The 20,135-nt window shown below is 63.2% G+C and carries 20 protein-coding genes; 11 read left to right on the forward strand and 9 right to left on the reverse strand.

Features of this window, described 5'->3' with window-relative positions; translation table 11 throughout:
- Positions 1 to 4: 4 nt before the first annotated feature.
- The 3 genes from AC1DWA_RS07035 to AC1DWA_RS07045 are packed head-to-tail and all read right to left on the reverse strand — an operon-like array spanning position 5 to position 2,552.
- On the reverse strand, positions 5 to 880 hold the full coding sequence (locus AC1DWA_RS07035; RefSeq protein WP_021342394.1) for a MaoC/PaaZ C-terminal domain-containing protein: 876 nt from the start codon (positions 878 to 880) through the stop codon (positions 5 to 7).
- Positions 881 to 887: 7 nt separating this feature from the next.
- Complete coding sequence (locus AC1DWA_RS07040) at positions 888 to 1,319, reverse strand: type II toxin-antitoxin system Rv0910 family toxin (protein WP_355330814.1); 432 nt, start codon at positions 1,317 to 1,319, stop codon at positions 888 to 890.
- 42 nt (positions 1,320 to 1,361) lie between these two features.
- Positions 1,362 to 2,552 (reverse strand): lipid-transfer protein, encoded by a 1,191-nt coding sequence (locus tag AC1DWA_RS07045; RefSeq protein ID WP_007735955.1) that lies wholly within the window; start codon positions 2,550 to 2,552, stop codon positions 1,362 to 1,364.
- Between the two features lie 102 nt (positions 2,553 to 2,654).
- Here AC1DWA_RS07045 and AC1DWA_RS07050 point away from each other — a divergent pair, with 102 nt between their 5' ends.
- Together AC1DWA_RS07050 and AC1DWA_RS07055 are read left to right on the forward strand one after the other, a co-directional pair.
- Entirely contained in the window at positions 2,655 to 3,338 is a 684-nt protein-coding gene (locus tag AC1DWA_RS07050) for a TetR/AcrR family transcriptional regulator (RefSeq protein WP_080909309.1), read from the forward strand.
- On the forward strand, positions 3,335 to 3,886 hold the full coding sequence (locus AC1DWA_RS07055) for a GNAT family N-acetyltransferase (RefSeq protein WP_355330817.1): 552 nt from the start codon (positions 3,335 to 3,337) through the stop codon (positions 3,884 to 3,886). Before AC1DWA_RS07050 ends, AC1DWA_RS07055 begins: the two co-directional genes overlap by 4 nt.
- On the opposite strand, the gene AC1DWA_RS07060 is transcribed toward AC1DWA_RS07055, so the two are convergent.
- Genes AC1DWA_RS07060 through AC1DWA_RS07070 form a run of 3 tightly spaced genes read right to left on the reverse strand, consistent with a single transcriptional unit; the run spans position 3,864 to position 6,590 of the window.
- Complete coding sequence (locus tag AC1DWA_RS07060) at positions 3,864 to 5,321, reverse strand: HNH endonuclease signature motif containing protein (RefSeq protein WP_355330820.1); 1,458 nt, start codon at positions 5,319 to 5,321, stop codon at positions 3,864 to 3,866. The genes AC1DWA_RS07055 and AC1DWA_RS07060 overlap by 23 nt on opposite strands.
- Positions 5,322 to 5,356: 35 nt before the next feature.
- Entirely contained in the window at positions 5,357 to 6,007 is a 651-nt protein-coding gene (locus AC1DWA_RS07065; protein ID WP_477846188.1) for a DUF6308 family protein, read from the reverse strand.
- Complete coding sequence (locus AC1DWA_RS07070) at positions 6,000 to 6,590, reverse strand: hypothetical protein (RefSeq protein WP_070796739.1); 591 nt, start codon at positions 6,588 to 6,590, stop codon at positions 6,000 to 6,002. Before AC1DWA_RS07070 ends, AC1DWA_RS07065 begins: the two co-directional genes overlap by 8 nt.
- 158 nt (positions 6,591 to 6,748) lie before the next feature.
- Here AC1DWA_RS07070 and AC1DWA_RS07075 point away from each other — a divergent pair, with 158 nt between their 5' ends.
- Positions 6,749 to 7,516: an SDR family NAD(P)-dependent oxidoreductase gene (locus AC1DWA_RS07075; protein WP_020905712.1), complete on the forward strand. Its 768-nt coding sequence runs from the start codon at positions 6,749 to 6,751 to the stop codon at positions 7,514 to 7,516.
- Here AC1DWA_RS07075 and AC1DWA_RS07080 read toward each other — a convergent pair.
- Positions 7,464 to 9,848, reverse strand: coding sequence for a putative bifunctional diguanylate cyclase/phosphodiesterase (locus tag AC1DWA_RS07080; protein WP_477916544.1), 2,385 nt, complete (start codon positions 9,846 to 9,848; stop codon positions 7,464 to 7,466). The two genes, AC1DWA_RS07075 and AC1DWA_RS07080, sit on opposite strands and share 53 nt — an antisense overlap.
- A gap of 138 nt (positions 9,849 to 9,986) precedes the next feature.
- A complete protein-coding gene (locus tag AC1DWA_RS07085; protein ID WP_029537352.1) occupies positions 9,987 to 11,543 on the reverse strand; it encodes a TM0106 family RecB-like putative nuclease in 1,557 nt (518 codons plus the stop codon).
- Positions 11,544 to 11,667: 124 nt separating this feature from the next.
- Between AC1DWA_RS07085 and AC1DWA_RS07090 the strand changes: the two genes are divergently transcribed.
- The 8 genes from AC1DWA_RS07090 to cysC all read left to right on the forward strand — a co-directional run bounded on the left by AC1DWA_RS07090 (position 11,668) and on the right by cysC (position 18,759).
- On the forward strand, positions 11,668 to 12,321 hold the full coding sequence (locus tag AC1DWA_RS07090; protein WP_003944178.1) for a DUF6474 family protein: 654 nt from the start codon (positions 11,668 to 11,670) through the stop codon (positions 12,319 to 12,321).
- A 14-nt stretch (positions 12,322 to 12,335) separates the two neighbouring features.
- Positions 12,336 to 12,851 (forward strand): hypothetical protein, encoded by a 516-nt coding sequence (locus AC1DWA_RS07095; protein ID WP_019746333.1) that lies wholly within the window; start codon positions 12,336 to 12,338, stop codon positions 12,849 to 12,851.
- A 52-nt stretch (positions 12,852 to 12,903) separates the two neighbouring features.
- Positions 12,904 to 13,572, forward strand: coding sequence for a YcnI family copper-binding membrane protein (locus AC1DWA_RS07100; protein WP_020905708.1), 669 nt, complete (start codon positions 12,904 to 12,906; stop codon positions 13,570 to 13,572).
- A complete protein-coding gene (locus tag AC1DWA_RS07105; protein ID WP_029254160.1) occupies positions 13,572 to 14,090 on the forward strand; it encodes a copper resistance CopC family protein in 519 nt (172 codons plus the stop codon). The genes AC1DWA_RS07100 and AC1DWA_RS07105 overlap by 1 nt, the downstream gene beginning before the upstream one ends.
- Positions 14,091 to 14,094: 4 nt before the next feature.
- Entirely contained in the window at positions 14,095 to 15,036 is a 942-nt protein-coding gene (locus AC1DWA_RS07110) for a copper resistance D family protein (protein ID WP_069146704.1), read from the forward strand.
- Between the two features lie 122 nt (positions 15,037 to 15,158).
- Positions 15,159 to 15,968, forward strand: a complete 810-nt coding sequence (gene stf0 / locus AC1DWA_RS07115; RefSeq protein ID WP_477846190.1) for a trehalose 2-sulfotransferase — start codon at positions 15,159 to 15,161, stop codon at positions 15,966 to 15,968.
- Positions 15,965 to 16,879, forward strand: coding sequence for a sulfate adenylyltransferase subunit CysD (gene cysD / locus AC1DWA_RS07120; RefSeq protein WP_029254158.1), 915 nt, complete (start codon positions 15,965 to 15,967; stop codon positions 16,877 to 16,879). The genes stf0 and cysD overlap by 4 nt, the downstream gene beginning before the upstream one ends.
- Positions 16,879 to 18,759, forward strand: coding sequence for an adenylyl-sulfate kinase (cysC, locus tag AC1DWA_RS07125; RefSeq protein WP_021342384.1), 1,881 nt, complete (start codon positions 16,879 to 16,881; stop codon positions 18,757 to 18,759). Before cysD ends, cysC begins: the two co-directional genes overlap by 1 nt.
- Here the strand turns inward: cysC and AC1DWA_RS07130 are convergent.
- Positions 18,756 to 20,126, reverse strand: a complete 1,371-nt coding sequence (locus tag AC1DWA_RS07130; RefSeq protein ID WP_477846191.1) for a sulfatase family protein — start codon at positions 20,124 to 20,126, stop codon at positions 18,756 to 18,758. The genes cysC and AC1DWA_RS07130 overlap by 4 nt on opposite strands.
- Positions 20,127 to 20,135 lie beyond the last annotated feature (9 nt).

Here is a 20,135-nt window from a genome sequence, read left to right on the forward strand (position 1 = left end):
AGACTCATTTGTCGGCGATGACCGCGAGGCCGTCCTTGATGACGAGGTCACCGACCGCGCTGGTTTCGTACGAGTACGACGTGGCTCCGTCTGCCGAACCCGACTTGTGGAACACCGTCTCGATGTCCTGTGTCGGGAGTACGGGTTTCGCGAATCGCACTGCGAGACGGCGCAACCGCTCGGTCTCGCCGCCTGCCAGTTCGGTCAGGGCTCCCCACGACGTGAACGCCATCGTGCACAGTCCGTGGTTGATGATTCCGGGGAGACCGGACATCCGAGCGATCTCCTCGTCGAGGTGAATCGGCATCGGATCGCCGGAAGCCGGTGAGTACCGGAATGTCTGGTCCTCGTCGATGTGCTGGTTCACCACCGCTGCGGGACTACCAGCGCGAAGAGCGTCGTCGAATCGGTGTTCGGGAGCCTTCTCGCCAAGTCCGGGGCCCGCGTCGACCTTGCGGAAGAAGGCCGTCATCCACTGCTCGTTGACCAATTCACCCTTGTCGGTTTTGGTTTCGACGTAGATGACGACGGTGGATCCGTTGTCTCGGCCCTCGAATCCGATGGGCTTGGCACGAGCGACAAGGTGGTCACCGGGGTAGATCGGACGGTGGAACAGGAAGTCCTGCTCACCGTGAACGAGCTTCATCAGCAGTTCGACCGGCGCCACCGACAGCGCAGCGGGTGCCATCGACATGAAGACGGGTACCACCGCGAAGACCGGTGGAGCGATCTCGCCCTTCAGGTGTCGCTCGATGGGATCGTTGGTGGCAGCGGCGTATTCAGCGATGCGCTCGGCTGTCACCTCGAAGTGCTCCGGGTCGGTCCATACGTCCAGCCCGGACGTATCGAATTCGACCGCGTTGGTCTTCGGTGTCGTCATTGAGCCGTTACCCGACCAGCTCGGCGAACTTGGCCAGCGAGGCCTCGAGATCAGCCTTGGCGTTCTTGGCTACTGCCTTGCCGATCGGCCCGACGATCATGGTGCCCTTGAAGCTGGCGTCGACGGTTGCCTTCGAACCGGAACCGTCGGCCTCGACCGAGAGAACGAATTCGACGGTGACGCCGGCCATTCCGGTACCGGCAATCTTGACCATCTTCGGAACCTCGACCTCTTCGACGGTCCACTCGATCTTGTTTGCCATACCCATCACGGAGACGACCTCGGTGAACTTGGCGCCCAACGCAACCTGGGTGGGGAGTTCACTCTTCCAGCCCTGGTGAATGGTGAGCCACTCTTCCCAGCGAGACAGGTCGGAGAGCGCATCCCAGGTCTTCTCGGGGGATGCGGGCAGTACAGCGGAGACGGAAACGGAAGCCATGATGAAACTCCTAGTGGGTAGCTGGCGGGTTGTGGGTGTGATTCAGCGTGCGTAGGGCTTGTATGCGGTCACGACAACTGCGCCGCCGAGTCCGATGTTGTGCTGGAGCGCGACCTTCGCACCGTCGACCTGGCGCTTGTCGGCGGTTCCGCGGAGCTGCCAGGTGAGTTCGGCGCACTGGGCAAGACCGGTTGCGCCGAGGGGGTGACCCTTGGAGATGAGGCCGCCGGACGGGTTGACCACCCAGCGTCCGCCGTAGGTGGTGTCGTCGGCGTCGACGAGCTTGCCGCCGTCACCTTCGGCGCACAGTCCGAGTGCCTCGTACGTCAGCAACTCGTTGGTGGAGAAGCAGTCGTGGAGTTCGATGACGTCGACGTCGTCGGCGGTGATCCCGGCCTGCGCGTACACCTTCTCAGCGGCCTTACGGGTCATGTCCGCGCCGACGAGACTGATCGCGCTCTTGTCCTCGAAGGTGCTGTTCATGTCGGTGACCATGGCCTGTCCGACGATCTCGATCGCCTGAGCAGCGAGGCCGTGCTTCTCGACGAATGCTTCGCTGGCGATGATCGCCGCGCCGGATCCGTCCGAGGTAGGCGAGCACTGGAGCTTGGTGAGCGGCCCGTGGATCTGGCGTGCTTCGAGGATCTGCTCGAGGGTGTACTCGTCCTGGAACTGCGCGTACGGGTTGTTCAGTGAGTGCTTGTGGTTCTTGACGGCGATCTTCGCGAACTGCTCTGCAGTGGTCCCGAAGCGTTCCATGTGCTCGACGCCGGCCGCGCCGAACATGTACGGAGCGGGCGGCATCGCGAACTCCTGCAGCTCGGCGAGAGCGAGGAGGTGCCGCATGAGTGGCTGTTCACGGTCGTCGTAGGTGGATCCGAGGGACCCGGACTGCATCTTCTCGAAGCCCAGCGCCAGTGCGCAGTCGGCCTGACCACTCTTGACTGCCTGCGTGGCGAGGTAGAGCGCGGTCGATCCCGTCGAACAGTTGTTGTTGACGTTGACGATGGGGATGCCCGTCAGACCCAGCTCGTAGACAGCCCGCTGACCTGCGGTGGACTCGCCGTAGACGTAGCCGACGTATGCCTGCTCGACCTCGGTGTAGTCGATACCCGCGTCTTCGAGCGCCTTGGTACCCGACTCGCGTGCCATGTCGGGGTAGTCCCACTCGCGGGCTCCCGGCTTCTCGAACTTCGTCATGCCGACGCCGACGACAAAAACCCTGTTACTCATTGCCACTCCTGAAGAGAACGGTATCTGTGTGTGACACGCTGTCCCACCAAAGTATGTGAGACATCTTGTCCAGTCAATGGCGGGGTGAGTATCGTTCGATTTATGACAAAAACAGCCGAGTCGGCGCAGCCCGACGGGCGCAGCACTCGCTGGAACGATCACAAGGAGCAGCGCAAAGCGCGGATCCTCGACGCAGCACTCGATGCAGTCAACGAAGGTGGCGCCGACGTCGGCGTCCAGCAGATCGCCGAGCGCGCCGACGTCCCACGTTCCGTTGTCTACCGGATCTTCAAGGATCGAGCCGACCTCGACGAGCAGCTGCGAGTTCGCATCCTCGAGATGATGATGACCGACCTGACACCCACCCTCACGCCGCAAGGCACGGTCGGCGAGGCTATCTCACGGGCAGTCGAGACCTACCTCCAGTGGATTGTGAAATACCCACGACTGCACCACTTTTTAGGCAAGGGCTCGCCGAGCACGCGGGCCACCGGTTCGAAAGTGGTGACCGGAACCAAGACGGCCATCGCCGTCCAATTGGGGAACCTGTTGGGTGCGATCCTCGCCAGCCGCGGCAAACCGTCGAAGATGGCGGAGCCCTTGGCTTTCGGCGTCATCGGATTGGTCGACGTCAGCGTCAACCGTTGGCTCAGCCAGCCGGGTTCCGATGTGACCAGTGCGGAATTGGCCGAGTTCCTCGGGCGCTCCATCTGGCAGGTTCTGGACGGCAATCTTCGGAGCATCGGCGTCGACATAACTCTGTCGACTCCGATCGCCGACCTGTGACAGTTACCGAACTACCCTGGGCACTCGACGGACGTGGACTTCAACTGATCCGGGTTCCACCACTCGCCCTACACGCACTGGGTGAAGACAACGCCACTCTCGCAATGGAACTCGAACCCAACCTCCTGACCACGTATCTCCTCGGCGAAGAATGCCAGGGCTTGTGGCGCTACCGGAGCACGCAGATAACCGGGAACCCACTCGACAGCGCGTGGATCACCCGCATCGCCGTCGATGCCCGCACCTCGACGCCGGTGGGGCTGGCCGGATTCCACGGTCGCCCCGACGCGCGCGGGATGGTGGAGATCGGATATCGCATCGACCCGGCATTCCGGCGACTGGGCTACGCTCGAACTGCCCTCGAGATACTTCTCGACGTCGCGAGTCGCCAATCCGAAGTGCACATCGTTCGAGCGACCATCAGCCCGGACAACATCGCATCGCGAAATCTGATCAGCCAGTACGGTTTCAACGAAGTCGGTGAGCAGTGGGACGAAGAAGACGGTCTGGAGACCATCTTCGAAGTCAGCGCCTCTCCGGAACCGTGACAGTCGTCAACCCGCTGGTTTTATCGGTCCAGTGAATGGCACGATCCACGAGCATTACCGGCGTCCACAACCTGTAGGTCTTCACCTGATGGTGATGACGACACAGGCATTGGAGGTTGCTCGCAATGGTCCACCCACCGCGTCTCGGATCGGAAGGATCGAACTCGGTGATGTGGTCGAGTTGGCACCTGCTCGCGGGCACCGAACAGCCAGGAAATCGGCAGTGACCGTCGACGGCCCGCACCAATGCGGCCAGAGCCGCTCCCGGAGCATAGGTCAGCGCGCCGGGAGGTGGATCGGGCTGGGCGCCATGCCCATCCGATCTTCGAACTATGTCCGGGGCTCGCGCGACCAACCGTTGCATCGCCCGAATCCGATCTCCGCAGCCTTTCGGTTCGCGACTCAGGCGATCACGTCGGGTGACAAGCGGCAGGACAGTCGGTGCATGTTGCCGACGCGGTCGATTCCCGGCGGCCTGAGAGCGAAAGTCGACAAACAGTGCCTGCCAAGTGGAATCGGCGGCAAGCTCGCGAGCAAAGTCGGGATCGATTGGCCCGTACCCGTCGATACTCGCGGGATCTGACGTCAACCCGAGGAGCGTCGCCAGATCGCACACGATGTGCAGCAACGGCTTCCGACGTGAGGGCGCAGTTGATCGACCTGATGGGGATGCTGCCTCGCACGTTTCGCTGCCACACTGGCAAGTCAGCCCGTTCTCACCGTGCAGGAGAGCAACCAGCGCGTCGGCCCGGCGCGTCGAGGCATTTCGTGGATCGTGGTTGCAGACGCTTCCGGCGGCCTCGTTGATCAGGCCAAGCGCTTCGACAGCCTCGTTCGCGCTGAGTGTTGCCTGCAACTGGGCGAGTCCGTGACGGTCTGCACGCGTGCGAACATCGCGGTGTTCCAGCATTTTCCGGCGACGTTCGGCGGCAGCGTCCGGATCGTAGGCAAAGAGCTGACGTTCAATGTCGCGCTCCAGTTGCCCGGGCGGAAGACGGTGCGCGGAGGCAAGTACCCGGCGCTCGAGTGCTGCGATCGCCTCGGGGGCGGCCCCGGTGAGTCCGTCGACAATCTTGCGCACACGCGCATAGTCCAGCTCGCCGGCAGCAAATGCAGCCTTGGTGAGCGGAAGGAACTCGCGCAAGGCGTCACCGATCTCGATGTGAACTTCGGCTGTGCGCCGCGAACACGTGAGCATGACCGCGATCTCGTTGCACGCGATCCGCCACGCCTTGTCGACATCACCGGACACGTCGAGTTCCGCATTGAATCTCGACTCCGACAACATCGATGCACCGAGCACCTTCTGTGCGGCCAACATGTTCTCGCTCTGCGCCGTGGCAAAGAGCATGTCCGGCAGCACGAGTGGATCGACGACAGGACGGCCGTCATCTACGACTGCCCCCACACCGCCCGTCGATCCATTATCGAACATACATTCGACACTAGACCTGCCCACCGACAAGAAAGCTAGAGTGCCGGTTTGTATCCCTTACCCTGCATCCAGGCGAGCACATCCAGCACCCGGATCGCCGGAATGGCATCGTCCAGTCCGGCACGAACTCGCAAGTCGAGCAATCGCCCGTGTAATTCTCCGTCGTGCAAGGCCTCTCGTACCGGTTCCAGATGGGCAGCCTTCGTTCCCAACTCCCGCCCGATGACGTCGTCGTAAATCGGGTAGAGCCGCGGACGCTTACGTGCGATCAGTTTGGACGCCATGGTTCGCCCGACGCCGTGAATCTCTCGAAGCGCCGTCTCCAACCGCCACACCGGAGATTCCGGAGTGAAGGGATCGGGTTCGTTCGACAGATCGCGATCGGGGCCCACGGCGGCCAGGAGTCGATTCAGTTCGGCATTGTTCTCCCCGAGTAGGAAGAAGGCTCCCTGCGCCGGAACCTGAACCGACAGAAGCGTCACCGCAACAAGATCTTCCGCGGTGAAGATGTTCGCATCACGATCGCGGTCGCCACTGGGATCCCAGGAATCCCACAGCGCACCGGTACGGAGATAGCCCGTCTTTCGGAGCGGCCTCGTGAAGTATTCCTGCAGCACGTCGACCGCGCCGGCATCGTCCCCGTCTCGCAGCACACGCGGGAGGCGGATGGGCAACTGATCAACCATGGTCGAGCGACCTTTCCAGTACATATTTGGCGAATCCGGAGTTGTGATACTGCCGAAATGGGCCCTTGCCCTTGGCAACAAGATGCTCCGCGAGCGGACGAACCGTCGTCATGTCGACGGGCAGTTGAGCAAACTGTTCCAACGCATCCGAGTCCTCGAGACTGCAGTCGATCACGGTCCCGTCGCCGTCGGCGGACGCCAACTCGGTGCGTCTGATGGCGACCAGATCGTGCTTGTCATCGAGTTCTTCGATGCTGCAGCCGGTTCGCGATTCCAGTGCCGAACTGGATACGTATACGGACATGACGTGCTCGATCGGCTTACCGCCGACCAGATGGCACTCGACGCTCAGAATCTCCATCGGACCGATGTTGAGTGTGAACAAGCGATGGCGCTCCGCCGATCGATTTGTCGACGGCAGGCAACTGATCGTCCACTGTTCGATCTCGACGGCGGCCGGCGCATCGAACGCGTAGGAGAGAACCTCGGCAATCAGCTCGGCAAGATCTTCGAAGAGCGGGTCGCGCTGCAACCGCTCGAAATTCTCGACAGAAGCGGCGGGACGCACAGGCGCCTTGCTCACGCAGGTCCCCTCTCGTCCGGTGCTTTGCTCTCAGACCTCGCGTCCAAGGTACCCAGCCCTACGCGGGTCTCGCGCGTTCGCCCTCACATACACCCTCGCGTTATGGTTCTCGACACGCACCACCGCCTTACCGATCGCTAACTCGAGGAGCACACGAAGTGGAAATCAAGGGAACCGCAGCACTGGTCACCGGAGCGGCATCAGGCCTCGGCGCCGCAACAGCCAAGCGCCTCGCCGACGCCGGCGCTACCGTCTTCGGCCTGGATCTGCCCGCGTCGATCGAGCGCGCAGGCGACAACGTCCCCGCCGGCGTCACCCTCATCCCCACCGACGTGACCAGCGGCGAAGACGTCGAAGCAGCGATCAACCAGATCGTCGAGTCGGGCTCGCCGCTGCGTATCGTCGTCAACTGTGCCGGTGTCGGCTGGGCCGGACGCATCCTGTCCAAGAAGGGTCCGCACGACCTCGAGCTGTTCCGCACGGTCATCACCGTCAACCTGCTCGGCACCTTCAACGTCATGCGCCTCGCGGCCGACGCCATCTCCAAGACCGAGGCCGTCGACGAGTCCGGCCAGCGTGGCGTCGTCATCAACACCGCTTCCGTTGCTGCCTTCGAAGGACAGATCGGCCAGATCGCGTACTCCGCTTCCAAGGGCGGCGTGCACGGCATGACTGTTCCGGCTGCCCGTGACCTCGCGCAGTTCGGCATCCGCGTCAACACCATCGCCCCCGGCATCATCGACACCCCGATGCTCGCAGGCGTCACCGACGAGTACCGCAAGGGCCTCGAGGCCGGCGTTCCGTTCCCGTCCCGCCTGGGCCAGCCGTCCGAGTACGCGCAGCTCGCGCAGATGATCGTCGAGCACGACTACCTCAACGGCGAGACCATCCGCATGGACGGCGCTCTCCGCATGGCGCCGCGCTAACCTCCCTGCTGTGGGGGGGGTACCCACCGCTGGATTGGGCAGTTGCGCTGAGGTACTCGGCCACTTCCGTCGCCGGCATCGGTCGGCTGACGTAGTAACCCTGAACCAATTCGCAACCGGCGGTACGCAAGAGACTCAATTGGTCGGCCGTCTCCACGCCTTCCGCCAATGACTGCATACCGAGCGCCTTCGCCACCTCGACCACCGAAGTGACAACTGCCGAATCACCCTCGCTCAGTTCGGTGATGAACGACCGGTCGATCTTGAGAATGTCCAACGGCAGTTTCTTCAAACTCTCGAAAGACGAATAGCCAGTTCCGAAGTCGTCCAGGGCAATCGCAATTCCGGTGGCACGCAGGCGATCCAGCTCGGCGACGGCAAGCTCCTCTACCGCTCCCGTCTCTGTGATTTCCAGCTGAAGCCGTTTGCTGGACAGACCGGATGCCTCCAGCGCATCGTTGACTGCTGATCCGAAGCCGGACGACATCAGTTGCACCGGAGAGACGTTCACCGTCACATAGGTGTCATCGGGCCAGGTCGTCGCTTCGGCGCAGGCCATGTGTAAAACCTGAAGCCCCAGCGGGACAATCAAACCCGTCTCTTCCGCGACATCGATGAAAATGCGCGGCGCAAGCACTCCCCGCACCGGATGGTTCCAGCGCAGCAGTGCCTCGAAACCCTCGACGCGGCCGGTGTCCGCACGAACCTGCGGTTGGTAGTACAGCTCGAACTGCCGAGACTCGATCGCGAGCCCAAGCTCTTGCAGGGCCGATGCTCGTTCCCTGGCCCGCGCGCGCAGCACCGGCGAGTATCTTCCGACCCGGTTCTTGCCGGCGGATTTTGCGGCATACAGCGCCAGGTCGGCGGACATGACAAGCGTGTCCGCGTCTTCGGAATCTGCCGGTGAGCTGGCATAACCGATCGATGCACGAACCTCGATGCGATTCCCCCGCACGAAAAACGGCTCACGCAATGCACCCAGATAGCGAGCAAACACCTCGCCGCCGTCCCCTGTTCCCCGCAAGACGACGCCGAATTCGTCGCCACCGATTCGGGCGCACATGGCACCGTCGACCACCCGATTGAGCCGTGCAGCAACGGAAATCAACAGTTTGTCGCCGACGGGGTGCCCTAACGTGTCGTTCACCGACTTGAAATTGTCCAGGTCGAGGATGCCGACAAGAACCTGCTCGCCGGTCCGGACAGCGCCGAGCGCGTCGGACAGCTCCGTGCCGAACGTCCGGCGATTCGGGAGCCCGGTCAGTCCGTCGGTTGCAGCAAGCCAAAGAATTCGCCGCTCGTAGTTGTACTTCTCGGTGATGTCCGAGCCCACGCCTCGCCAACCCACGAACTCCATGGCCTCGGAAAGCCTGGGATGACCCGACAGAGACCACCATCGGTCGACGCCGCCGACACGAACGGGAATGACGACCTCTCGAAACGGCATGAGGCGGTCGAGGTGATCTCCGATGACGTGGACCGCGGCTCGACCACTCTTCGTCGAACCGACGTCGAGCCGATCCAACAATCCGCGCAGCGACAGGGTTCGCAGGTCGGAGACGGAGACTCCCGAGATCTGCGACAGCCGAGCGGAGGTGTGCGACAACGTCCCGGTGGTGTCGACTTCCCACAGCCAGTCGCGTGACCCGCCCTCGAAATCGTCGAGAAGCAAACTGACCGTCTGGCGCTCGGCAGCAGCCTCGAACTCGGCAAGACAACGACTTCGGAACGACGCCCAGAGGTACACGACGCCGATAATCAGTGTCACCGAGTAAACGACCAACTGGAACGAGAGGACAGTGTATTCCGTGGTTCTCTTAGGCAGGATAACGACGAGCAATCCGATGCTGTGCACCAGAATCCACGCTACCGCTATCGACCGAACCGTCGACAATGCCACGGCGCCGGCGCCCATGACTCCGGCGAATGTCGCTATAAGCACAAGCTTTCGCGAGTTGTCCGCCACGGGAAGCATCACGGCGGCGAGAACGACAAGCAGAAGCCCAAGCAGGATCACCTCGAGCATGAGCGCCCAGTAGTCGTACCTCGTCGTATGTTTGGGCGTGTACCGGCCCTTCAGGACGACTCGCGGTATCCAGACGCGCACCGAATTGAGGACAACCAAGAAGGCCGCGGCACCCCAGATCACCCGAAACTCGTTGTGACCGGGAGGTATGACATACGCAAGCAGAGCGCACACGCTGAATACATTGACCATGTTGGCCAGTGGCGCGACCGTCGTCACCTGCAGTATCTGGCGTGCGAAGAGGTCGCGCCGCTCGACGTCAGACAGTTCGGCGTCGCTCGCACTCGAAGTCAGCCTGCTCAGCATGCAACACCCTCCATCGTGGAGCCGACCAGATGAAGGTAGCGCGGATGCGGGTTCGGGGCACACGATGACGAGAAACTACGAATTGAAACACACTGTTAAATAGGATGTTTCAGACAATAGCGACAGAACGGATCAGCGCTACAACTCGGAAGCCAGCGGAATTTCCTTCTCCGCGCGGTCCGTCATCCACTCACGTAGGACCTTGGTGGCGATGACATCATCCTCGTTGTATTGCAGGATGCGTGTCCGCTGCGTCTCGTCGGGCTCACCGTCGTAGCCGACCGCCTCGCGGTACCACGCCATCGACGCTTCACCACCGGCTTCGGCGTCACGCCAGTTGAACCCGGCGACGGGGGCAATCTTCTTGAGTCCCTTGCCGTTCGGGCAGATGAACTGATCACTCACCGCTTGATAGATGTCGACCCACTGCGGACTGTCGATGAACTCACGAATCTCGTCCTTGCTCGGAATCCCGGGCTCGCCGGCAAACCTGCGCGCCGAGTCCAACAACCACTTGTCCTCGGCCGAACGCGAATAGCAGTATGCGGCAAAGGTTTTACCCGAAGCAGCGGCTGCGGCACGCTCCGCCATCAGCCAGCCCCAGAACTCCGCGAACGACCGCGCCTCGTCACGCGTCGGCAGCGGATCCCACGTCGCAAATCCTCGATACATCGAGAAGCCACCGACATTGAGCAGCGTTCCCCACAGGTAGGCCCCGTGCTCCTGATAGCTCTCCATGTCGACGTCGATCTCGATGTCCGCCCGAGTCACCGAGATCTTCTCGAACCGCCGCACCAACGGAGCATCTGCCAACCACGCCTTGGCGATCACTACTGCGTCGTCGAAATTTCCGTGCGGCCAATCCTCGAGCGGCTCACCGTCCCATGCGGCCAGCTGATCGATCGTGTTGCAGCCGACGTCGCGCAGAAGCTCCGCTCGCGATCCGACAGCCACCAGGCTGACATCGCGGTTGCGAACCAACTCCTGCTTGCATTCGGTCCACCACGGGCACGACTTGCACTCGCTCACCTGTGAAGGGGACGTCAGCACCTCACCGCGGGCAACAGCGATACGGTCGGCGAAACGCTCGTCGTAATCGTCGAGAATCGCACTGAGGTCGTGGACGAGGACGCAGTCTCCGTTGTATCCGATCGCGCCTGCCGTGAGCGACGGGCTCGCCAGCCCACGACGCTCGAGCATCCGATAGACCTGCGCGACGCGCATCTGATCGCGGACCTGACTGCGGACCTTGCGCTTGGGATCGACCGCGGGCTCCCATTCGAAGAGCCCCGAGGTGATCGCGCCCTGGCCGGGATCGGTCACCTTGTGATTGACGACAATGACGGGGATGTACCCGCCGCCCTCGTCGTCACGGATGAGCATTTCGCAGCGGCCCTTGCGTCCGGTGTCGCGCTCGACGGGCAAGACCGCGCCCCAGATCCGGTCCGCGCCGGCCTCACAGGCAGCAAGAGTGTCACGAGCCTGAGCCGACGCCGATTGATCGGGGTTGATCTTCACCCAACGCTCGGGAGCAGCGCCGATCACGAGTTCGGCGATCTCCGCGCGCTTCGCGATCGCGGCATCCTGGCGCTGCTTGACGCCGGTGTCGACGGGTTCCGAAGCCGATTTCCCGGGAAACAACCCGTCCAGACGCACCCGATGACGGCATCGGGTCAACGCCCCCGAATCGATGATCGGGAGCTGGGGCGCGGGGTTGTTAACGGAACACACGATGACGAAGATTATGTGCTCCMCTAGGCTGAAGCCGAAGCGCAGGTACCTGGCAACACACAAACACCTGGAAACGGGGTCCTTTTCGATGGGGTTGTTCAAGAAGCGAAAGTCTCGTGCCACCCGCAAGGCGGAGGCAAAGGCTCTCAAGCACAAGGCTGAGGTCGAGGCGAAGCTCAACGCCAAGAGCCAGCGTAAGCGCGACAAGGTCGAGACCAAGTCGCTCAAGAAGCTGGAGAAAGCCGAGATCGAGTCACAGCACAAGATCGAAAAGGCGCAGATCGCGACCCTGAAGGCGCAGGAGAAAGCCGCTGCGAATCAGGGCCTGACTGTCGCCAAGGTGCGTAAGTACCTGGGTGTGGCACGTCTGCTTGCCCCCGTTCTCCTGCCGATCGCCTACCGCGCTGCAACGGCTGTGCGCGCCCAGCTCGACACCACGCGTGCACAGAAGATGGGCATCGCCGTCGACCAGCTCGGTGACTACACCGGTCACGGCGCGAAGTTGAGCGCTCGTATCGCCGGTGCCGAGAGCTCGGTCACCGAGATCCTCAGCCGCAAGCCCGACGATGCGGAGACGCAGCGTTTTGCCGCCGCCATCCGTGAGCGCCTCGGCGATCTCAGCACGGCAGTTCGCGCTGCCGAGCAGATGCCGCAGGCTCGCCGTAAGGCAGCTCACCAGGCAATTTCTTCCGAACTCGACGGCGTCGAAGCAGATCTGCTCGCACGTCTCGGCGTGCGCTAGACCTGAGAACGCCAGTGAGAGCAGCCGAGCAGACCGCGACCCTCCGGGGGATATCTGTCGGTTCCGCTTCGGCTGCTCTCGCTGTCGCTGCGCACGGAATCGGTGGAGGCGAGCTGCCACAGTCGTCGTCGCTGACCCTGCTGCTCGCAGTCTGCGCAACCGTCGGCGCCGTGACGGCCACCCTTCCCGCCCTCTCCCGGGGGCCCGCTGCCCTGATCGTGGCTCTTGGCCTGGGTCAGCTTGCCGCCCACACCACCATGACGCTCTCCGAGCACGCTCATTCGCCCGCTCCGGGATTGGTGATGCTCGGTGCTCACGCCGGTGCCACCGTCGCCTGTGCGGTGGCGGTCCTAGCCGCCGAGCGCCTCTACCGCGTTGTCACCCACGCTCTCCACGTCGTCCTGGCGTCCCTGGCTCCCGCCGCCGTCACTTCCCGCGGCCACACCGTCTCGACCGGAATCCATCACGGACCCGTCGACGCCCTTCTTCGCGCCAGCATCTCGCGGCGCGGCCCTCCTGCCCTGGTCTGAAGATTCGTAGAACTCCCCACCCCTTCACCAGACCAAGAGGACACTCCCCGACATGAAGAACACCCTGATTTCGCGTGCGGTTGTCACGACCGTCGCTACCGGCAGCGCTGTGCTGCTGGCCGCCGGAATTGCTTCAGCACACGTCAGCGTCGTCGCACCAGGAGCTACGCAGGGCGGATACTCCGTTCTCACGTTCCGCGTGCCCACCGAATCCGACACCGCTTCGACCACCAAGCTGACGGTGGCCCTCCCCGACCTCAAGTCGGCACGCACCGAACCGATGCCCGGTTGGACCGCCGTCGTCGAGAAGGACCCCACCTCGCTGGTCGCGAAGTCCGTGACCTGGACGGCCGACCCCGGCGTCGGAATCGCCCCCGGCCAGTTCCAGCAGTTCGTCCTTTCCGCCGGCCCGCTGCCGGAGCAGGAAGAGGTCGAGTTCAAGGCCGTGCAGACGTACAGCGACGGCAACGTCGTCAACTGGGATCAGGAAGAACTTGCCGACGGCAGCGAGCCGGACAAGCCCGCGCCGACGCTGACTCTCGCCGCATCCACCGGCGATGCTCACGGAGCGCCTGCTGCCGATAACACTGCCGAGACGTCCGCTGCTTCCGAATCTTCTTCGTCAGACAACACCGCGCGCTGGCTCGGCGGCGTCGGCCTGGTGCTCGGCGCCTTGGGCGCTGCACTCGGCCTCGGCGCACTGGTCAGGAGCAAGCGCTGATGAGTACCCGGATCAAGGTCATCACCGTCGGCATGCTCGCGATGCTGGCCACGATGCTCGGAATGGGCACGGCCAGTGCGCACTCCGCGGTTGTCGGCTCCAACCCGGAAAACGGCGCTTCCATTCAGGTTGCGCCTGACAAGGTTTCGGTCACGTTCAACGAGGCTCTGCAGGCGCAGTTCGCGGCACTGACGGTCACCGGCCCGGACGGCAACCTCTGGACCAAGAGCGATCCGTCCGTCGAAGGACCCACTGTCAGTGCAGACCTCGGCGATCTCGGGCCGACCGGCGTCTACACCATCGCGTACCGAGTCACTTCCGCCGACGGTCACCCCGTCAACGGAACTCTGACCTTCACCCTCACCGAGGCGGGGTCGGGCACTCCCGGCGCTGCCGCTGCGTCGAGTACGGGTGAGTCGGAGTCCGGCAGCATGCCGGTGTGGATCTTCATCGTCGCCGGCGTCGTCGTGTTCGGCGGTGCGCTGTTCTTCGTGCTGCGTAAGCCGAAGTCGAGCTGATCGCGTGACGGGTACGGCAAACAGGTGGTGGTTGCTGTTTGCCGTACCCACAGCTCTGCTGGGAGTCCTCATCGCCTGGGGCCTCGCGAGCCCGTCGGGACCCGAATCGTCGAGCACTGTCCGCGTTCTCGCGATCGGATGCGGCTCGTTGACGCTCGGCATCGCGACGCTTGCCTGGATGGGCCGCAGTGAACGCCGCCCGGCAACAACCCCCGCCGTCATGTGGACTCAGCTCACCGCGGCGGCAGCGGTTTGGCTCGTCGCCGAGATCACGCTCCTCGTGCTCAATGCCGCAGCGGCAGACGGCGCCCCGGTCACCTCACTGACCATCGGGCACTTCGGCGCATTCGTCTCCGAGGTGAACGTCGGCCGCGTCGGTGTCGCGATCATCGCGTGCGCGTTTGCCGTGGTCTGTTACGGCATCTACGGGTTCACCAATCCCGAGACGGTGCCGGTCGCACCGGCATTGGTCGTCTCCGCGTTGGCGCTCGCTGCCCGCCCGATCACCGGGCACATGGCGCAGCAGAGCTTCGGATCGATCCTCGACGCCGTTCACGTCCTCGCTGCGGCCTTGTGGTTCGGCGTGCTCGCCGCACTCGCGCTTGCCGTACCGTCGCGCGGTGCCTGGGCGATCTGGTTGCCCAGGTACTCCGCCCTCGCCTGGCGATGTGTCCTCGCGTTGGTCGTCACCGGTATCGTCAACGCCGTCGTGCGACTCGACTCGCTCTCCGCCTTCTACGACACCGCTTACGGCCGGGTGATCCTCGCCAAGATCGTGGCGATCGCAATGCTCGTCGCACTGGGATGGTGGTGGCGCCGGACATGGGTGGTCGCAAGTGCTGCACACCGCATGAGTTCGGACGGATCCCTGCGCCGCGCCATCGGTGAAGTTGTCTTCATGGCCATCGCATTCGGGCTCGCCGCGGCCCTTGCGACAACTGCGTAAGACGTGCCTCAGCACAAGATTTCGTGACCCGCACATTTAACGTTTCACGTCGAGATTTAACCTCTACGTGAGTTTATTTTCCCAGCTTGCGGCGGTTTCCGGCCACCCTTAGCGTTGCTCGCATGACGGAGGCCCAACGCTCGTTTCTCGTCTGCGCTTCGCAGCGCAGTGGCAGTACTCTGCTGGTCGAATCCCTGCGAGCAACAGGGGTCGCGGGTGAGCCGGAAGAGTTCTTCCAGTACCTCCCCGAGACCTCGCGTTCGCCGCAACCGAGGCAGTGGTTCGAAGACGTCACGGACGAGTCCGTCTTGGGTCTGCTCGCCCCGTTCCACCCGGGAACGCCGGACACTCGCACCTCCGAGCAGTGGCGCACACAACTTCTCGAACTCGGCCGAACACCCAACGGAGTCTGGGGCGGCAAGCTGATGTGGAATCAAACGCCGCTCATGCTCGATCGCGCAGCCGGATTGCCTTGGCGCAGTGGGACGGATCTACGTTCCGCACTCCACGACACCCTCGATCACGACCTACAGTTCATCCACGTCTATCGAGAAGATGTTGTCGCTCAGGCTGTATCGATGTGGCGAGCCGTGCAGACGCAGGTCTGGCGCGACGACGCGACTCCACCGAATCTCTCGGACGGTGCGCAGTACAACGCGCTCGGAATCGCACACCTGGTGACGATTCTCGGTGAGCAGGAACGACAGTGGAAGCGCTGGTTCGAGGAAGAGGACATCTCCCCCATCGAGATCGGGTTCCGCGATCTCACCGAAGACCCGCAGTCCGTGGTCGCAAAAACCCTCATTTCCCTCGGTCTCGACGGACAACTGGCCCCACCACCGCCGCTGCGTCGTCAGAGCGACGGACGCTCCCGCGAATGGGTGCAGCGCTACCGCATCGACGCCGAACAGAACGGATACCCCGTCACATGAGCACCGTCACCGATGTTGTCGACGAACTCCGAGTTCTCGAATCCGAAGCGGTTCACATCATTCGAGAGGTGGTGGCAGAACTCGAAAGACCGGTACTGCTCTTCTCGGCCGGCAAGGACTCGATAGTCCTGCTTCGACTCGCCGAGAAGGCGTTTCGACCCTCCCCACTCCCTTTCCCGGTCCTACACGTCGACACCGGTCACAATTTCGAGGAAGTCATCGAATTTCGCGATCGCCGAATCAAGGAGGGCGGGCACACACTTCTGGTTGCTTCCGTTCAGGATTCGATCGACCAGGGTCGAGTGCAGGAGTCGACCGAGACCAGCGGATCGCGAAACCGCCTGCAGACCAGAACTCTGCTCGACGCTCTCGAAGGCGGGCGATTCGACGCCGCATTCGGCGGCGCCCGCCGGGACGAGGAACGTGCGCGAGCCAAGGAGCGAGTCCTGAGCTTCCGTGACGAGTTCGGCCAGTGGGACCCTCGGGCGCAACGGGCCGAACCGTGGTCGCTCTACAACGGTCGGATCAGACGCGGAGAGTCCGTTCGTGTCTTCCCGCTGAGCAACTGGACAGAACTCGACATCTGGCGCTACATAGCCCAGGAGGAACTGGAACTGCCGCCCATCTATTTCGCGCACGAACGGCGGGTATTCGAGCGCGACGGAATGCTCCTCGCTGCTTCGGAATTCAGCACCGACACCGAGAACGCCGCGGCAACGACCGAGTGGGTGCGATATCGAACCGTCGGCGATCTGACCATCACCGGCGCCGTTCGATCGCACGCCACCACCATCGACGACGTCGTCACCGAGATCTCGGCCGCGACGGTTTCCGAACGAGGCGAGACTCGCGCAGACGACCGAACCTCGGTCGCCGCGATGGAAGACCGAAAGCGTGAGGGCTACTTCTGATGACCACCACCATCACTCGCCAACTCCTTCGGCTGGCCACGGCGGGTAGCGTCGACGACGGCAAGAGCACGCTGATCGGCCGACTGTTGCACGACACCGACAGTCTGCCTACCGATCACCTCGATTCCGTGACCGACGAGCACGGTGTCGCCGACCTGGCTGCACTCTCCGACGGATTGCGCGCCGAGCGTGAGCAGGGCATCACAATCGACGTCGCGTACCGATTCTTCTCCACTCCGACCAGAAGTTACGTACTTGCCGACACCCCGGGACACGAGCGCTACACGCGCAACATGTTCACCGGAGCATCCAACGCCCACGTAGCGGTCCTGCTGGTCGACGCGAGAACCGGCGTGCTGCGTCAGACTCGTCGGCATGCCAGAATCGCAGCGCTACTTGGTGTTCCGAACCTTGTGGCCGTGGTGAACAAGATCGATCTGGTGGGCTTCGACGAAGCGAGATTCGCGCAGGTACAGGAAGAATTGCGGGTATTGGCACGCCAGCTCGGGCGAGGCGACGTACTTGCCATCCCCGTCTCCGCGAAAGCCGGCGACAATGTCGTGACCCGCTCGGAGAACACCGAGTGGTACAACGGGCCGACACTTCTCGAATATCTCGAAGGCGTCGAACTCCATGCGCCCGCGACCCACATCGAGGAACTTCGGCTTCCCGTGCAGTGGGTTTCGCGCCCCGATCCGCAGAATCGACGCCGGTACACCGGCCGAATTTCGGCGGGCACACTGAGCGTCGGAGACGAGGTAGTGGTACTGCCGTCCGGATCGAAGAGCACCGTGATCAGCCTGGACACCCTCGACGACAACCGCAGTACTGCCGTTGCACCACTGTCGGTTTCGGTGGAACTGGCCGACGACATCGACGTCGGACGTGGCGACGTTCTGGTCAGCGGCGGTGCGCAGGCCCATTTGCCGGTTCTGGCCCGAGAACTCGAAGCCACGATCTGCTGGTTGTCGAACACTCCATTGCGAGCCGGCGATCGGATAGCACTCAAACACACGTCCCGGACCGTGCGCGCGACGGTTCAAGAACTGCACACCCGACTCGACCCCGAGACGCTCGACGAGCAGGACAGCCCAGTCGAACTGGGGCTCAACGACATCGGAACGGTCACGCTCCGAACCAGTTCCGTGGTGGTCGCCGACACCTACGACCACAATCGGGACTCCGGCGCTTTCATTCTGATCGACGAGCAGAGCAACGACACCGTCGGCGCCGGCACCATTCTCGAGCCACGCGTTGTCGTTCCCGGTGAGCAGACCCGCAACGACATCAAGTGGCATCCGTCTTCACTCGAACGTCAGCGGCGGTGGGCGTCGACGACCCAGAAGGGCGCGACGATCTGGTTGACCGGCCTGCCTGCCTCCGGAAAATCCACCGTCGCCGTGGCTGTCGAACGTGCGCTGGTCGACGCGGGACGCACCGCGTATCTCCTGGACGGTGACAACGTCCGCCACGGTATCTCCGACGATCTCGGGTTCTCGCCGGGAGACCGGGCCGAGAACATCCGGCGCGTCGGGCATCTCACTCGGCTGTTCGCCGATGCCGGCGTCGTGGCCATCGCGTCGATGGTCTCACCGCTGCGTTCGGATCGAGCAATTGCGCGTGCTCTCAACGAAGCTGCCGGGCTCACCTTCCTCGAAGTTGCCGTCACCACTCCCGTCGAAGAATGCGAACGCCGAGATCCCAAGGGCCTGTACGCGCGTGCGCGGGCCGGTGAACTGAAGGGGCTCACCGGAATCGACGCACCGTACGAGACTCCGGAGGACCCGGACCTGGCTTTCGACACGACAGGCGCTGACATCAACGAACTGGTCGGGCGGGTCATCGCATTGTTGGAGGAGCGCGAAACCGGTAGGCCCTAGGGGTTTTCGGTGTCCGACTCGAGGTAACCGCGGTCCGCACTGTAGGCGGACCGCACGTTGGGTCGGACACCGATCTTCTCGAGGTACGCCGCCATGCGATGCACCGCCATCGCGCTTCCCAATGCCTCGTCCGGGAGACGATCATCCGTTTCGGCGCGCCACGTGTGAAGCTGCGAGGACAATTCCGCCTGTATTGCCGAGACTTCCGGTCGATCGATCAGATTGATCTTCTCGTCGGGGTCGGCACGGAGGTCGTACAGCTCCCGGGGTGCGCGTACCGCCAGATGCTCGGTGCCGAGCGCCTTTCCGGAAAGACTGTCCTCGATGTCGAGCGGTAGATCCAGAGCGGGGCGGACGGCGTAGTTCTCGATGTAGCTGTAGTCCTTGGTGCGCACCGCGCGAATGGGATCGAAACTGTCGTGAAAGGTCTTCTCCGTGAACAAGGAGGTTCGGACAGGTTCGGACGGCTCGGTTCCACGATCGACGAGGACATCGGCGTGCGAGCGCCCTTCCACCTCGGTGGGGACATCGATACCGAGGAGATCGAGAATGGTCGGAACAAGATCCACACCGCTGAACAGTGTCTCGTATTCCTTTCCGCCACTGCGATACCGAGCCGGAGGCCGAGCGATCAACGCAATCCCGGTGCCCGGTGCGTAGAGCGTCGACTTGGCACGTGGGAACGCGGCGCCGTGATCGGTGAGGAAGAAGACCCACGTGTTCTCGTCGAGCCCCTCTTCCTCGAGCGTCCCGAGCAGATCACCCACCGCGGCGTCGGCTACCTCTACGCTGCCGTGGAATTCGGCCAGGTCCTCGCGTACCTGCGGCACGTCGGGAAGATATCCGGGCACCTCCAGCGCTGCGGTGTCCGCCGGGGTATAGCGATCGGCCGGGTACGGCCGATGCGTTTCGAAGAACCCCGTGGTGAGAAGGAAAGGCTCGGGCGGGAAACGTCGTAGCCAGTTCTGGGCACGCGGAACCACGTAGTCGCAGAACGAGTTCGTGACGTCGTACTCGTGATAGCCAAGTCGCTTCGGGTACGCAGTCTCGTGCTGCATGCCGAAGAGCGAGGTGTACCAACCRTTGTCGGAGAGGATCTGCGGAAGCGTCTGCACCTCAGCGTGGTACTCCCAGCCGTGGTGCGCCAACCCGATCAGACCGTTGTTGTGCGGATACCTGCCCGAGAAGAGAGAACCGCGCGAAGGTGAGCACAGCGGCGCCGTCGCGTGTGCGTCGGTGAACCGGATGCCCTCTGCCGCCAGCCGGTCCAGGTTGGGGCTGTTGACCCCGGCGACACCGTAACTCGCGAGGTGTCGGCCCAGGTCGTGCCAATGAATGATCAGGACGTTATCTCGCGCAGCCGACACGTGGGCAAG

The organism is Rhodococcus sp. P4_F3_2, assembly GCF_056401335.1.